At 65.8% G+C, this 14452-nt stretch carries 13 protein-coding genes; 9 read left to right on the forward strand and 4 right to left on the reverse strand.

From position 1 onward, the window contains the following. Nucleotides 1–46: 46 nt before the first annotated feature. The gene (locus tag EGT50_RS04290; protein WP_235870582.1) at nucleotides 47–553 is read right to left on the reverse strand and encodes a DUF402 domain-containing protein; all 507 of its coding nucleotides are present in this window, start codon (nucleotides 551–553) and stop codon (nucleotides 47–49) included. A gap of 181 nt (nucleotides 554–734) precedes the next feature. On the opposite strand from EGT50_RS04290, the gene uvrB reads away from it, so the two are divergent. The 3 genes from uvrB (at nucleotide 735) to EGT50_RS04305 (ending at nucleotide 4393) form a co-directional block, all read left to right on the forward strand. Beyond that, entirely contained in the window at nucleotides 735–2891 is a 2157-nt protein-coding gene (uvrB, locus tag EGT50_RS04295) for an excinuclease ABC subunit UvrB (RefSeq protein ID WP_127951286.1), read from the forward strand. A gap of 20 nt (nucleotides 2892–2911) precedes the next feature. Then, nucleotides 2912–3781 carry an SCO6745 family protein gene (locus EGT50_RS04300; protein ID WP_127951287.1) on the forward strand — a complete coding sequence of 290 codons (870 nt, stop codon included), beginning with the start codon at nucleotides 2912–2914 and terminating at the stop codon, nucleotides 3779–3781. Nucleotides 3782–3940: 159 nt separating this feature from the next. Next, nucleotides 3941–4393 carry a universal stress protein gene (locus EGT50_RS04305; RefSeq protein WP_127951288.1) on the forward strand — a complete coding sequence of 151 codons (453 nt, stop codon included), beginning with the start codon at nucleotides 3941–3943 and terminating at the stop codon, nucleotides 4391–4393. Between the two features lie 20 nt (nucleotides 4394–4413). Here EGT50_RS04305 and EGT50_RS04310 read toward each other — a convergent pair whose 3' ends face one another. Continuing rightward, nucleotides 4414–6699 (reverse strand): HelD family protein, encoded by a 2286-nt coding sequence (locus tag EGT50_RS04310; protein ID WP_127951289.1) that lies wholly within the window; start codon nucleotides 6697–6699, stop codon nucleotides 4414–4416. A 255-nt stretch (nucleotides 6700–6954) separates the two neighbouring features. Here EGT50_RS04310 and EGT50_RS04315 point away from each other — a divergent pair, with 255 nt between their 5' ends. After that, nucleotides 6955–7569, forward strand: a complete 615-nt coding sequence (locus tag EGT50_RS04315; RefSeq protein WP_127951290.1) for a hypothetical protein — start codon at nucleotides 6955–6957, stop codon at nucleotides 7567–7569. A 60-nt stretch (nucleotides 7570–7629) separates the two neighbouring features. Here EGT50_RS04315 and EGT50_RS04320 read toward each other — a convergent pair whose 3' ends face one another. Then, nucleotides 7630–8322, reverse strand: coding sequence for an MBL fold metallo-hydrolase (locus EGT50_RS04320; protein WP_127951291.1), 693 nt, complete (start codon nucleotides 8320–8322; stop codon nucleotides 7630–7632). Nucleotides 8323–8474: 152 nt separating this feature from the next. Between EGT50_RS04320 and uvrA the strand changes: the two genes are divergently transcribed. Continuing rightward, a complete protein-coding gene (gene uvrA, locus EGT50_RS04325; protein ID WP_127951292.1) occupies nucleotides 8475–11432 on the forward strand; it encodes an excinuclease ABC subunit UvrA in 2958 nt (985 codons plus the stop codon). A 35-nt stretch (nucleotides 11433–11467) separates the two neighbouring features. Here uvrA and EGT50_RS04330 read toward each other — a convergent pair whose 3' ends face one another. Continuing rightward, on the reverse strand, nucleotides 11468–11845 hold the full coding sequence (locus EGT50_RS04330) for a DUF1844 domain-containing protein (protein WP_127951293.1): 378 nt from the start codon (nucleotides 11843–11845) through the stop codon (nucleotides 11468–11470). 323 nt (nucleotides 11846–12168) lie between these two features. On the opposite strand from EGT50_RS04330, the gene infC reads away from it, so the two are divergent. From infC to EGT50_RS04350, 4 genes are all read left to right on the forward strand, one after another. Beyond that, complete coding sequence (infC, locus tag EGT50_RS04335) at nucleotides 12169–12837, forward strand: translation initiation factor IF-3 (protein ID WP_127951405.1); 669 nt, start codon at nucleotides 12169–12171, stop codon at nucleotides 12835–12837. 52 nt (nucleotides 12838–12889) lie between these two features. Beyond that, the gene (rpmI, locus tag EGT50_RS04340) at nucleotides 12890–13084 is read left to right on the forward strand and encodes a 50S ribosomal protein L35 (protein WP_127951294.1); all 195 of its coding nucleotides are present in this window, start codon (nucleotides 12890–12892) and stop codon (nucleotides 13082–13084) included. A gap of 64 nt (nucleotides 13085–13148) precedes the next feature. Beyond that, complete coding sequence (gene rplT / locus EGT50_RS04345) at nucleotides 13149–13538, forward strand: 50S ribosomal protein L20 (protein ID WP_127951295.1); 390 nt, start codon at nucleotides 13149–13151, stop codon at nucleotides 13536–13538. Nucleotides 13539–13561: 23 nt separating this feature from the next. Further along, nucleotides 13562–14362 (forward strand): TrmH family RNA methyltransferase, encoded by an 801-nt coding sequence (locus EGT50_RS04350; RefSeq protein WP_127951296.1) that lies wholly within the window; start codon nucleotides 13562–13564, stop codon nucleotides 14360–14362. Nucleotides 14363–14452 lie beyond the last annotated feature (90 nt).

Raw genomic sequence — 14452 nt, forward strand, 5'->3', positions numbered from 1 at the left:
GAGGACTGCGCTCAGCGGACTGCGGACTGCGGTCAGCGGACTGCGTTCAGCGCCAATTGACGGGCATACCCTTCGACGCCAGCCAGGCCTCTACGTCGTGGCCGTGGTGGGCGATTCCGTCCACGGCCACCATCGCGCGCTGGACTGCCCGGTTCGCAGTCTGCGGCGAGATGTAACCGTGTGCAGCCGCCGAGATCAGTTCGTCCACATCGAGTAGTTCGATGTCACGCCCGGTCCGAACGACGAGGTCGAGGTAATGATCCTCGGCTTTCCACACGTCCGAACCCCGCGTGAAGTCACCGATGTCGATGTAGAGGTCCTGATCGCGGTCGTGATACGGGTGGAAGTGGAAGATCGAGGCACGGATGCCGAGATCCGGTAGCAGCCAGGATTCCAGATAGTGGAATCGCATATGGTCGGCCGTCCGGGCCATGTACAGCCCCCATGGTTCCAGCCGGTAGTGGTCGACGGGACGGACGAACCCCTTCGGGTCGGTGTTGGTCCGCTCGGTGACGTTGAAGTACTCGACCTTGGGTCGATGCGCCGGAACCATGTCGAGCGTAGGCACGTAGACAGGTACGGGAGGTGGGGTCGGGGTGGCTGCGGCGGTACCGGGTTCGACGTTCTCCATATAGTAAGAAAGTACCGGCAAACAGTTGGCCGGTCATCGGGCTGCGACCCGGCCGCCGACAGCGTTATGAGAACTTGTCGGAAGCGGCGCATACCCTGGTCTCATGGCGTTCGCATCCGAGCACCCCGTGGTGGCACACTCCGAGTTCCGGCCGGTCAGCGAGATCGAAAGAACCGAGGGTCGCTTCGAGGTCGTCAGCGAGTACGAGCCTGCTGGTGATCAGCCGGAGGCCATCGAAGAACTCCGGCGCCGGCTCGGTACGGGGGAGAAGGACGTTGTCCTACTCGGCGCCACTGGCACCGGCAAGTCCGCGACGACGGCGTGGCTCATCGAACGCGTCCAACGTCCGACCCTCGTGATGGCCCCGAACAAGACCCTGGCAGCACAGCTCGCCAACGAGCTCCGGGAGATGCTGCCCAACAACGCCGTCGAGTACTTCGTCTCGTACTACGACTACTACCAACCCGAGGCGTACATCGCCCAGACGGACACCTACATCGAGAAGGATTCGTCGATCAATGACGACGTCGAGCGGTTGCGTCACTCCGCCACCTCGAGCCTGCTCTCGCGGCGCGACGTCGTCGTGGTGGCATCGGTGTCGTGCATCTACGGCCTCGGTACACCGCAGTCGTACCTGGACCGGTCGATTCAGCTCGAGGTGGGCGTGGAGGTCGACCGGGATGCGTTGCTCCGGCTCCTGGTCGACGTGCAGTACACCCGCAATGACATGGCATTCACCCGCGGCTCGTTCCGGGTACGAGGCGACACCGTCGAGATCATCCCGTCGTATGAGGAACTCGCGGTCCGCATCGAGTTCTTCGGCGATGAGATCGAGGCGCTCTACTACCTGCACCCCCTGACCGGTGACGTGGTGCGTCAGGTCGACTCGGTGCGTATCTTCCCGGCGACCCACTACGTCGCCGGTCCCGAGCGGATGGAGCGCGCGGTTCGGGACATCGAGGCTGAACTCGTTGAGCGGCTCGAGGATCTGGAGAATCGCGGCAAGCTGCTCGAGGCGCAGCGGCTGCGCATGCGGACGCAGTACGACCTCGAGATGATCAAGCAGGTCGGCTTCTGCTCGGGCATCGAGAACTACTCACGGCACATCGACGGCCGCCCGGCCGGATCCGCGCCGGCGACACTCATCGACTACTTTCCGGAGGATTTCCTCCTGGTCATCGACGAGTCCCACGTGACGGTCCCGCAGATCGGCGCGATGTACGAGGGCGACATGTCCCGCAAGCGGAATCTGGTCGAGTTCGGATTCCGCCTCCCGTCGGCCACCGACAACCGACCGCTCACCTGGGAGGAATTCGCCGACCGGATCGGGCAGACCGTCTACCTCTCGGCAACGCCCGGAGCGTACGAGCTGGGACGGACCGGCGGAGAGTTCGTCGAGCAGGTCATCCGCCCGACCGGACTTGTCGATCCTGAGGTGGTCGTCAAACCGACCAAGGGGCAGATCGACGACCTCGTCCACGAGATCCGTGATCGCTCCGAACGCGACGAGCGGGTCCTCGTGACGACACTTACCAAGAAGATGGCTGAGGACCTGACCGACTACCTGCTCGAGCTCGGCATCCGCGTGCGCTACCTGCACTCGGACATCGACACGCTGCGCCGGGTGGAGTTGCTGCGTCAATTGCGGTTGGGCGAGTACGACGTCCTGGTCGGCATCAACCTGTTGCGGGAGGGCCTGGACCTGCCGGAGGTGTCGCTGGTCGCGATTCTCGACGCCGACAAGGAAGGCTTCCTGCGCAGCACCACCAGCCTGATCCAGACCATCGGGCGCGCCGCGCGCAACGTCTCCGGCCAGGTTCACATGTACGCCGACAAGATCACCGACTCCATGCAGCACGCGATCGAGGAAACCGAACGCCGTCGTGAGAAGCAGATCGCGTACAACCTCGAGAAGGGGGTCGATCCTCGACCGCTCCGGAAGAAGATCGCCGACATCCTCGACCAGGTGTACGAGGAGGCCGAGGACACCGAAGTCGAGGTCGGCGGTTCGGGCCGCAACGTCAGCCGTGGTCGCCGCGCCCAGGGTGAGGCGGGGCGCGCGGTCAGCGCCGGCGTCTACGAGGGCCGCGACGTCAAGGCGATGCCGCGCGCCGAACTGGCCGACCTGATCAAGGAACTGACCGACCAGATGATGAATGCGGCGCGGGATCTTCAGTTCGAACTGGCGGGCCGGCTGCGTGACGAAATCGCGGACCTGAAGAAGGAACTGCGGGGCATGGACGCTGCGGGCCTGAAGTAGCGGCGCTAACGTCTTCGAGCATGGACCCACGTCTGGCCGGTCGTGCCGCCCGCTCTCTCGAACTGCTGCACTCGCTCTGTTACTTTGCGCCCGAGGTCGAGTCCGAGTTGCTCGGTGTCGGGCTGGAATCGCGAAGGATGACGTACTTCGCAGGTCGCGCTGCCCCCATGGGTGCGGTCGGCGGCGGCGTTGTTGCCGCCGCGTTCTACAACTTCAACCCGGAGCTGATCGCGAGCCTGATCCCACGAGCCTGGAAGCTCGCCGACCCCGCCGCGATCACCCGGGCGCGGTATCGCGGCGTCGATGCCGCGTATCGCCAACTCTTCGGTGACGACGTGTCCTCCACCACCATGGGCGAAGCCGCGCACCTGGCGGCTATCGCGGCGCGGGCCATTCCCGGCGTCGACGGGCGCACCTTGTACGCGGGCTACGCCGAACTCGACTGGCCCGACGCACCGCATCTCGTGCTGTGGCATGCGCTGACCCTCTTGCGCGAGTATCGCGGCGATGGTCACGTCGCGGCTCTCCAGACCGCCGGGCTCAGCGGCATCGAGGCATTGATCACACACACTGCGGCGGGAATCGGCTTCCAGAAGGAGTTCGCGCAGAAGCGACGCGGCTGGGCCCAATCGGAATGGGACGCCGCCGTCGCCGGCCTTCGCGATCGCGAACTCCTCGACGAGCAGGGCGACCTGACCGACGACGGACGCGAATTACGTGAGTTGGTAGAGGATCTCACCGATGAGCTGGCTGCGGCGCCCTGGGCCGAACTGGGGGAGGACGGCGCTGCACGTCTCGTCGAACTTTCGGCACCGTGGCGAAGGTCGGTTCGTGAGTCGGGGTTGTTCCCACGCTCACTCTTCGGCCCGCGGTACGGCGAGGCGCGCTGACGCATCGACTCGAGCGCGGCCGCCCGTGGTGAAATGGTTGTGCCGCAATTCCACCGGGCTGTGCCCCATGACGCTAGTCTCAGCGCAGCGAGGTGTCGTCACGGTCGAACAGGGCACCAGTGCCATTGTTCGCGATCAAACGCACATGTGGAGGAATGAATGAGCGCCTACCGGACCGTCGTCGTCGGAACTGATGGATCGGACTCGTCGTATCGAGCGGTGGACAAGGCGGCGGCACTCGCCGGCGACGCCGAGGCCAAGCTCGTGATCGCGTGCGCGTACTACCCGGCCGATCCGAAGGACACCGAGGCGGCCGAGGACGTGCTCGGTGAGGACGCCTACCAGGTGAGCGGGTCGACCCCTACGTTCGAGATCCTGCGGACGGCGCGCGAGCGAGCGCTGGCGGCCGGTGCCAAGAACCTCGTCGAACGTGCGATAGTCGGCGAGCCCGTCGACTCGCTACTGGCGCTCGTCGACGAGGTCGACGCGGATCTTCTCGTGGTCGGCAACCGTGGTCTGAACACGCTGAGCGGACGCCTGCTGGGTTCGGTGCCATCGGACGCGGCGCGCAAGTCGAACTGCGACGTCCTGATCGTGCACACCGTGCCCTGAGATCAAGTTCTCGCCTGGTTTTAGGTTCGCGACGGAACCACCGACGCGTCGAGCGAGGCGAGCACGGCCGGCAGGGGCCGGGCGTGCACGATTCCGAGCCGTTGGGTGGCGCGGGTCAGTGCCACGTACAGATCGTTGATACCGCGCGGCGAGTCGTCGAGAATTTCCTGCGGTTCGACGACGATCACCGAATCGAACTCGAGTCCCTTGGCGTCCTTGACGGTCAGAACACTTACCGAGTCCGAACGCAGGTCGGCGAGGCGCTCGACCTGGTCGTGCTCCGCGAGAACGGCTGTCAGGCCGGGCCCGGTCTCCTCCGCGACTCGGCGTCGGACCACTTCGAGGATGCCCGAGTCGTCCACGAACTGTGCCCATGGTGCAAGTCCGGATTCGCGAACCGATCGGGGCACGGTCTGATCGGGGTCGATCTCCTCGAGTACCCGGCGTGCAAGCTCCATGATCTCGGCCGGTGTTCGGTAGTTCACAGTCAACTCGGTCAGCTTCCAGCGCTGAGCCACATAGGGTCCGAGCACGTCTTGCCACGACGAGCTGCCCGCCGGATCACCCGTCTGGGCGGTGTCGCCCACCAACGTCATCCATCGATTCGGGATGCGCCGCATGAGCATTCGCCAGGCCATCTGCGACAGCTCCTGTGCCTCGTCGACGATGACATGACCGTAGGTCCACGACCGGTCCGCCGCCGCGCGCTCGGCGGTCGTGTATTGGTGGCCGTGGTCCTGGCGCTCCGCGAGCTGGCTGGCGTCGATCAGGTCATATGCCATGAGGATCTCGGGGTCGAGTTCGTCCTCGAGATCCTGCGGTGCGGAACCGGTGAGAATGTCGAGCGCGCCCTGCGCTTCGGCGATCTGGGCCCGCCAGCGGCGCTGCGCGCGTTCGCGTTCCGCGGCGTCGTCGACTCCGAGCAACTCGGCGAGCTCGTCGAGTAGCGGTGCGTCGGCTGCGCTGAATCCGAACCCTTCTGGGCGCAGCAGAGTCGTTCGCTCGTCCTCGCTGAGATCGGGTGCGGCCGATGCGAGTCGCTCAGGGGAGCCGAACAGATCGGCGAGGACCTGCTGGGGTGTCAGGTCGGGCCACAACGTGTCGAGCGTCCCCATGATCGACGCGTCCTCACGCATCTCGTCGCGGATGTCGGCGACGTCGTCACGGCTGAGCAGATTCCCGCTGTCGACGATGTTGGCGCCGAGCGTCGCGGCCAGCTGGTCGGCCAACGCCTCGATCGCAGCGGTGACGAAGATCGGGCGCGCCAGGTTGTGAGGACGCCGGGATGATCGGGCGCGCCCTCGCGCCCGGGTGACGATCTTCTTGTCGAGCGTGAGCGGATAGGTGTCGAACCGAAGCTCTAGCGGTTTGCTCGGTACCTCCTGCCGATCCCGGACGGCTTTCTTCAGGACGTCGATCATCGAGAGCGACCCCTTGAGTTCGCTTGCCTCGAGCGAGTCGTCCCGCGTGGCCCGCACCCCTGGGTAGAGATCGCCGATAGTGGACAGGAGTACTCCGGTCTCTCCGAGCGACGGCAGGACCTGGCTGATGTAGTCGAGGAACGTCTCGTTGGGGCCGATGATGAGCACGCCGGACTTCTCCAACTGCTGCCGATACGTGTACAGCAGGTAGGCCGCGCGGTGTAGCGCAACCGCCGTCTTCCCGGTGCCCGGCCCGCCCTGCACGACGAGCACGCTCTTGTGGTTCGAGCGAATGATGGTGTCCTGCTCGCTTTGGATCGTTTCGACGATGTCGCGCATGTGACCCGTGCGCGCGGCCTCGAGCGCGGCCAGTAGGGCACTCTCGCCCGCGACACCGCCGGCCCCGGTGTCGCCCCCGCTCGCCTCGGCCGCAGCCAGGTCCAGATACTCGTCGTTGAGCGCGGTGACCTGCCTGCTGCGGGTGCGGATGTGTCGACGGCGGGTCACGCCGTCGGGCGCAGCCGGGGTAGCAAGATAGAACGGCCGAGCGAGGGGCGCCCGCCAGTCGAGGAGCAGCGTCTCGTAGTCGTTCGCCTCGTCGAGGATCCCGATCCGGCCGATGTAATGCGGCTCGCTGCCGCCCTCGACGTCGATCCGTCCGAAGCACAATCCGTTCTCGGCGGCGTCGTAGCGTGCGAGATCCTCGGTGTACATCCGGGTGAAGGACTCACGTTCGCTCCGCGCCTGCGGGGTGCCGCCCGACTGGAGGAGAACCTCGCTGAGCCGCTTCTTTGCATACGAGCGCAGGTGGTCGAGGCGCTCGTACAGCGTCGACACGTATCCCTGCTCATGTTCGAGATCGGGGTGCAGACGGGCGTCGGGCAAGAGGACTCCTCACTTGGATGGGCCAGCACAAAAGTGCCCGAGAAGTTTAGTGCGTTGCGCCGTTGCGTGCAGGGTGCCTGGTGAGAAGCTCACCGGCATTCGATACGGCCGGGGGACCTGCACGGGTCAGCCGTGGATTCGCCTACCCCTCTCGGGCAACGTCGAGCGCCTTCTCGGCGCGCAACCGTGCGGGTTGGCGGTGTCGCATCGACCACGCGAACGAGAGCGCAGACTGCGGTGCAATACTGACGCGCGATGACGAGCCGTAAGATCGACCGCCGGGTGTGGATGGCGTTTCTCACGCTCGGTCTCGTCAGCGCATGTTCCGCGGCGGAAGCGGTCAACCAATACTCCGATGCATCCACGGCGGTCTTCTCGAGGAATGGCATTACCGGTCCGCGGGAACTGCCTGAGGTACCTGAGCTCACCGCCTCGACGATGCCGGGTGCGAGATTCACGCTCGACGGGCTGTGGTCCGGAACGGCGGTCACCAACGATCCAGCGGATCTGTCGTGTGGCTACGACACCAGCGACAAGATGTGGACGTACAGCGTCACGACTGAGGTGGCGAAAGAGTTCTCCGGTGTCGACAACTATCCGACCGAAGACTTCTACCACCTCTCCGTGCTCCTCCTCGATGATCCGCAGTTCGAAGGCGCGGTCGAGTGGACCGCGCAGATCGTAGTGGCCTTCGCGGATTCGACTGGCACGTATGTCCAGATGCCGGCACCTGACCCGGACAGCATCGTCGCTTACGCCAACGATGACAGATCCACGGTGGCGTTTTCGATGATCAATGCGTCAGAGGGCGATCGAGGTAGAGGATCGCCGACTACCGTGGTCGGCACGATCACCTGCCCCACACAGTGATTGGCAGTACATTCCGACAGCCCGACGAGGCGCTCGGCTCGGGGTTCGGCTTAGGTGCCGTCACCAGCCTCGCTCACGCCATTCGGCGAGGTGCGGACGTTCGGCACCGAGGGTGGAGTCCTTACCGTGGCCGGGGTAGAAGGCCGTGTCGTCGGGGAAGCGGGCGAACAACTTGCCCTCGACGTCGTTCATCAGTGACGTGAAGTGCTCGGCATCGGGGGTCTTGCCGACGCCGCCGGGGAACAGCGAGTCGCCGGTGAACAGGTGGACACGTCCGTTCTCGTCCTGCTCCTTGAGCGCGAGTGTGATGCCACCGGGGGTGTGTCCACTCAGATGGATCACCTCGAGCAGGAGATTGCCCACGGTCACCGTGTCTCCGCCCTCGAGGCTGCGCGTCGGCGGGACCGACAGGATTGCCGAGTCCAGCGGATGCGCGGCGGTGGGTACGCCCGTCTTCTCGGCGACTTCGGCGAGTGCGAACCAATGGTCGTGGTGCTGGTGGGTCGTGATGATCAGTTCGAGCTGGGGGGCCTGCTCTTCGACGAGTTGCAGGATGCGGGTGGCGTCGTTCGCGGCGTCGACGAGCACCGACCTGCCTGTCTCGGAACACGTGATCAGGTACGTATTGTTGTCCATAGGGCCGACGGACATCTTGATGATCGTGGCGCCGGGAACGGTCCGCCGTTGCGCCGCGTCACTGTCGGAGAGGTCGCCGGTGTAGTCGTCGTCGATGGTGATGCGCTGCTGCTCCATGATCGGCAGGCTACCGTCGATTCGTGGTGCCGACGGTCACGGCCGCCGATCCTCGCGAGGTCTGCTGGTAGGCGAGTTTGTCGGTGCCCGCGCCTACGATGGCTGCGCTCGGTCGACTGTCCGGGCGATGGCCGAACCGAGAAGGGAACAGTGTGGCGGACCGCCTGATCGTGCAAGGTGCACGCGAGCACAATCTGCGAGGGATCAACCTCGATCTGCCCCGGGACAGCCTGATCGTCTTCACCGGTCTGTCGGGGTCCGGAAAGTCCAGTCTTGCCTTCGACACGATCTTCGCCGAGGGACAGCGGCGCTATGTCGAGTCGCTGTCGGCGTACGCGCGCCAGTTCCTGGGCCAGATGGACAAGCCCGACGTCGACTTCATCGAGGGGCTCTCGCCTGCGGTGTCGATCGACCAGAAGGCGACCAACCGGAACCCGCGCTCGACAGTCGGCACCATCACCGAGGTCTACGACTACCTGCGACTGCTGTTCGCCCGGGCCGGCACGGCGCACTGCCCGGTGTGCGGGGAGCAGATCGCCCGGCAGACGCCGCAGCAGATCGTCGACCAAGTCCTCGATATGGAGGAGGGGACCCGGTTCCAGGTGCTCGCGCCGGTGGTTCGCACCCGCAAGGGCGAGTTCGTCGACCTGTTCGAGCAGCTCAACACTCAGGGGTACTCCCGGGTACGTGTCGATGGCGTGGTGCACCCGCTCACCGACCCGCCGAAGCTGAAGAAGCAGGAGAAGCACGATATCGAAGTGGTCGTCGACCGTCTCTCGGTGAAGGCGAGCGCCAAGCAGCGGCTCACCGATTCGGTCGAAACCGCGTTGCGGCTCGCCGACGGAATCGTCGTCCTCGACTTCGTCGACCGTGACGAGGACGCCCCTGATCGCGAGCGTCGGTTCTCCGAGAAGCTCGCGTGCCCCAACGCGCACCCGCTGTCGATCGACGATCTCGAGCCACGCTCATTCTCGTTCAACTCGCCGTACGGTGCGTGCCCCGAGTGCACGGGGTTGGGCATCCGGAAGGAGGTCGACCCCGACCTCGTGGTCCCGGATCCGGAGGTGTCGCTCGCGGACGGTGCGATCGCGCCATGGTCCATGGGGCAGAGTTCCGAGTACTTCGGTCGCCTGCTGTCCGGTCTCGGTGACGTCATGGGCTTCGACATGATCACGCCGTGGAACAAGCTGCCCGCGAAGGCCCGCAAGGCGATCCTCGAGGGCAGCGCCGAGCAGGTGCATGTGAAGTACAAGAACCGCTACGGTCGCACCCGCTCGTACTACGCCGAGTTCGAGGGCGTCATGCCCTTCTTGCACCGCCGGCTCGAGCAGACCGAGTCCGAGCAGATGAAGGAACGTTACGACGGCTACATGCGTGACGTCCCGTGTCCCGCATGCAATGGCGCACGTCTACGCCCGGAGATCCTGTCCGTTTCGATCTCGTCGGAGACGTATGGGCACAAGTCGATCGCCCAGGTGTGTGAGCTGTCCATCGCTGAGTGCTCGGCGTTCCTGAACAGCCTGACTCTCGGTGCCCGCGAAGAAGCCATCGCCGGACAGGTTCTCAAGGAGGTCCAGGCACGCTTGGGGTTCCTGCTCGACGTCGGCCTCGATTACCTGTCGCTGGCCCGTGCGGCCGGCACACTGTCCGGTGGCGAGGCCCAGCGCATCCGCCTCGCGACGCAGATCGGCTCCGGGCTGGTCGGCGTCCTATACGTTCTGGACGAGCCGTCCATCGGGTTGCACCAGCGTGACAACCGCCGCCTCATCGAAACCCTCACGCGCCTACGCGATCTCGGCAACACGCTCATCGTGGTCGAGCACGACGAGGACACCATCCGAACCTCGGACTGGGTGGTCGACATCGGCCCGCTCGCGGGTGAACACGGCGGCCGCGTGGTCCACAGCGGACCGTACGAGGAGCTCCTCGCCAATGCCGAGTCGCTCACCGGTGCATACCTTTCCGGTCGGAGCACGATCGAGGTCCCGGCCGAGCGTCGCGCCGCCGACCGCAAGCGGCGGGTCACCGTCGTCGGTGCCCGCGAGAACAACCTGAAGGGGATCGACGTCAACTTCCCGCTCGGGGTGCTGACTGCGGTCACCGGTGTATCGGGTTCGGGGAAGTCGACCCTCGTCAACGACATCCTGGCCACCGTGATGGCCAACAAGCTCAATGGTGCCCGCCAGGTGCCCGGTCGGCACACCCGGATCAACGGACTCGACCAGCTCGACAAACTGGTCCAGGTCGACCAGTCGCCGATCGGTCGGACGCCTCGGTCCAACCCGGCGACCTACACGGGCGTGTTCGACAAGATTCGCACCCTGTTCGCTGCAACCACCGAAGCGAAGGTCCGGGGTTATCAGCCGGGCCGCTTCTCGTTCAACGTCAAGGGCGGTCGTTGCGAGGCCTGCTCGGGCGACGGGACACTGAAGATCGAGATGAACTTCCTGCCGGACGTGTACGTGCCGTGCGAGGTGTGCCACGGGGCTCGGTACAACCGTGAGACGCTCGAGGTCCACTACAAGGGAAAGACCATCGCCGAGGTCCTCGACATGCCGATCGAGGAGGCAGCCGAGTTCTTCGAGCCAGTGACATCCATCTACCGCTACCTGGCGACGCTGGTGGAGGTCGGGCTCGGCTACGTTCGCCTGGGGCAGCCGGCGCCGACACTCTCGGGCGGTGAGGCGCAGCGCGTCAAGCTGGCGGCGGAACTGCAGAAGCGGTCGACCGGGCGAACCGTCTACGTCCTCGACGAACCCACAACGGGCCTGCACTTCGAGGACATTCGCAAGCTGCTCAAGGTGGTCGGCGGGCTCGTCGACAAGGGCAACACCGTCATCGTCATCGAGCACAACCTCGACGTCATCAAGACATCCGACTGGATCATCGACATGGGCCCCGAAGGTGGCTCCGGTGGCGGCACCGTGGTCGCCGAGGGTACGCCGGAAGATGTTGCAGCCGTTCCGGACAGCTTCACCGGGCGATTCCTGAAGGAAGTCCTGCCGACGCCGACGGTCTCCGGAAACGGGGCCGTGTCTCGAAAGATCTCGGCGGGCAAGGCGGGCACCGCACCGCGTAAGCGGGCCAAGAAGGCGGCCGCGGTCGGATAGCGCGGCCAGGCCGGCAACGAGCCGGGGTGGCCAACTCAGTACACGGGTCCGGTGTACTTCTCGCCGGGACCCTTGCCGGGCTCGTCCGGATGTGCGGACGTCTCGCGGAACGCGCGCTGCAGGGCCTGCAGTCCTTCCCGGATCGGCCCGGCGTGCGGGCCGAGATACTCCACGGACGCGGTGACGAGGCCGGCGAGCGCGGTGATCAGCCGCCGTGCCTCGTCGAGGTCGAGGTGGGGGCTGTTGGCGGGTTCGGGATCGGACAGGCCCAGCTTCTCGGCAGCCGAACTCATGAGCATGACGGCGGCGCGACTGATGACCTCGATGGCAGGAACGTCGGCGAGATCCCGCACGTCGGCGAGGTCGGCGTCGGCGTGCGATGCGGATTCGATCGGGTCTGGGTTCTGCGTCATGCTGCCAGGATTGCACCGCTATATTCCGTGGAAGCGGCCGGGTGGCGAGGGCGGCGGCGATTCGATGGACCGGCCGACAAATGTTAGGCTGTACGTCACGACCGCCCTGGACTCTGGCCAGGGCAGCAAAGTGGAGTCCGACTCCCACCTCTGCGCGGCACCGGATGGTGCAGTTCAGTGGTCCGGTCGCCACCAGGACGTTACTCCGGGTGGCTCCTTCGAATGAAGGGGTGGCAGGTCCGAACCTGGGATCTGGCATCGCACCGGTCGACATCGGGCCCCGCACGGTGAGTTCTCACCGACGCGGGGCTTTCTTGTTGGGGATGCGGGCGCACGGGCTGCGGCGCGGTCACAAATGGACTGCACCGCACTACCTAGGAGGCCCCATCAGCACCGAGACCCGCATCAACGAGCGCATCCGAGTTCCGGAGGTTCGCCTCATCGGACCGGGTGGTGAGCAGGTTGGGATCGTGCGTGTCGAGGATGCGCTTCGTGTCGCACTCGAGGCCGACCTGGACCTGGTCGAGGTGGCCCCCGATGCCCGTCCGCCGGTCTGCAAGATCATGGACTACGGCAAGTTCAAGTACGAGACGGCGCAGAAGGCGCGCGAGTCGAGGAAGAACCAGCAGCAGACCGTGATCAAGGAGCAGAAGCTCCGTCCGAAGATCGACGATCACGACTACGAGACCAAGAAGCGGAACGTCATCCGCTTCCTCGAGGCCGGATCGAAGGTGAAGGTCACGATCATGTTCCGCGGTCGCGAGCAGTCCAGGCCCGAACTCGGGTTCCGGCTGCTGCAGCGCCTCGGTGCCGACGTCGCCGACCTGGGATTCGTGGAAACCTCCGCGAAGCAGGACGGCCGCAACATGACGATGGTGCTCGCTCCGCACAAGGGCGCGAAGACGCGCGCGAAGGCCCAGGAAGGCGCCCGGGCAGCGCGGCCGAAGCCCGAGGCGGGCGACGGCGACGCGGCTCCGTCGTCGAGCAGCTAGCCCGATCACCCCACGCAAGACCGAATACGCAACACACAAGAACTGAGGACCCATGCCTAAGTCGAAGACCCACAGCGGCACCGCGAAGCGATTCAAGGTGTCCGGTAGTGGAAAGATCCTGCGCCAGAAGGCCGGACGTCGCCACCTTCTCGAGCACAAGAGCTCGCGCGTGACTCGCCGCCTCGACGGCAAGACCGTCGTCAGCGACCAGGACGTTCCACGCGTCAAGCGTCTGCTCGGAATCTGAGCTCTTCCCCTCCTTGACCGCAAGGGGCGCGTCCGTCGCCCCGACAGATTGACAGGATTTTGCAGTGGCACGCGTAAAGAGGGCGGTTAACGCCCAGAAGAAGCGTCGTTCGATTCTCGAGGCCTCGAGCGGCTACCGGGGACAGCGTTCGCGCCTGTACCGCAAGGCCAAGGAGCAGCAGCTCCACTCGATGACCTACGCCTACCGGGACCGTCGTCAGCGCAAGGGCGACTTCCGCAAGCTGTGGATCGCTCGCATCAACGCCGCAGCTCGCGCCAACGACATCACCTACAACCGCTTCATCCAGGGCCTCAAGGCTGCGGGTGTCGAGGTTGACCGCAAGATCCTTGCCGAACTGGCGGTCTCCGACGCCGAGGCGTTCGCCGGCCTGGTGGCGGTCGCGAAGGCAGCTCTGCCGGCCGACGTCAACGCCCCCGCCGGGGAAGCAGCCTGAGTGAGCAGTTCCGGATTCGACCCGTGGACCCGTTCACCGAGCGGACTCCACGGGTCGTTTCTGCTGGCAAGCTCCTGCGTGGCCCGGAGCGCAGGAAGGCGGGGCGATTCCTCGCCGAAGGGGAGAACTCCGTCCTCGAGGCGCTCGCCTCCACAACGGTGCATGAGGTGTTCTTCACTGAGTCCGCGGCCGGTCGGTACCAGGAGCTGATCCGTACTGCGCGCAGCGCAGGGATCGCGACGTCGCTCGTCACCGAGCGCGCGATCCGGTCGATGAGCGACACTGTCACCCCGCCGGGGGTCGTTGCTGTGTGCGACCTGCTGGACGTTCCGCTCGAGCGGGCGCTCACCCCGGACGCGCGCCTCCTGGCCGTGCCTGTCGCGATCGCCGAACCGGGCAACGCTGGGACGGTGATCCGGGTAGCCGACGCTGTCGGCGCCGATGGGGCCATACTCGCTGGTGACAGCGTCGACCCCCACAACGGCAAGTGCGTGCGGTCCTCTGCCGGAAGCCTCTTCCACCTCCCGATCGTGCGTGAGCGCGACACCGGCGCCGTCCTCGATGCGTTGACGGATTCTGGGATCCAGATCCTCGCGACGGCCGCGGACGGCGAGGTGAGCCTCGACGACGCCGACAACCTGCTTGCCGCCCCCACTGCGTGGCTGTTCGGGAACGAGGCCCACGGTCTCGATGCAGCGGTGGCGGCGCGGGCCGATCACAGGGTGCGGATCCCGATCCGGGGCCGCGCCGAAAGCTTCAACCTGGCGACCGCGGCGTCCATCTGCCTGTATGCCAGCGCCCGCGTCCAGCACCGACGCTCGTGACGGGGTCCGTCGAGCGTGGTCGAATCGTCGCCAGCCGATCGCCTAGGATTCGAGTGTTGTGCCCCGTGCGGTAGTGCATCGGTAGCTAGT

The sequence above is a fragment of the Rhodococcus xishaensis genome, from assembly GCF_004011825.1.
Lineage (GTDB): Bacteria > Actinomycetota > Actinomycetes > Mycobacteriales > Mycobacteriaceae > Prescottella > Prescottella xishaensis.

Bases quoted from the DNA above. Each gene is read 5' to 3' on its own strand.
- EGT50_RS04290 (WP_235870582.1), bottom strand. From the start codon at position 553: ATGGTTCCGGCGCATCGACCCAAGGTCGAGTACTTCAACGTCACCGAG.
- uvrB (WP_127951286.1), top strand. From the start codon at position 735: ATGGCGTTCGCATCCGAGCACCCCGTGGTGGCACACTCCGAGTTCCGG.
- EGT50_RS04300 (WP_127951287.1), top strand. From the start codon at position 2,912: ATGGACCCACGTCTGGCCGGTCGTGCCGCCCGCTCTCTCGAACTGCTG.
- EGT50_RS04305 (WP_127951288.1), top strand. From the start codon at position 3,941: ATGAGCGCCTACCGGACCGTCGTCGTCGGAACTGATGGATCGGACTCG.
- EGT50_RS04315 (WP_127951290.1), top strand. From the start codon at position 6,955: ATGACGAGCCGTAAGATCGACCGCCGGGTGTGGATGGCGTTTCTCACG.
- EGT50_RS04320 (WP_127951291.1), bottom strand. From the start codon at position 8,322: ATGGAGCAGCAGCGCATCACCATCGACGACGACTACACCGGCGACCTC.
- EGT50_RS04330 (WP_127951293.1), bottom strand. From the start codon at position 11,845: ATGACGCAGAACCCAGACCCGATCGAATCCGCATCGCACGCCGACGCC.
- infC (WP_127951405.1), top strand. From the start codon at position 12,169: ATGCGGGCGCACGGGCTGCGGCGCGGTCACAAATGGACTGCACCGCAC.
- rpmI (WP_127951294.1), top strand. From the start codon at position 12,890: ATGCCTAAGTCGAAGACCCACAGCGGCACCGCGAAGCGATTCAAGGTG.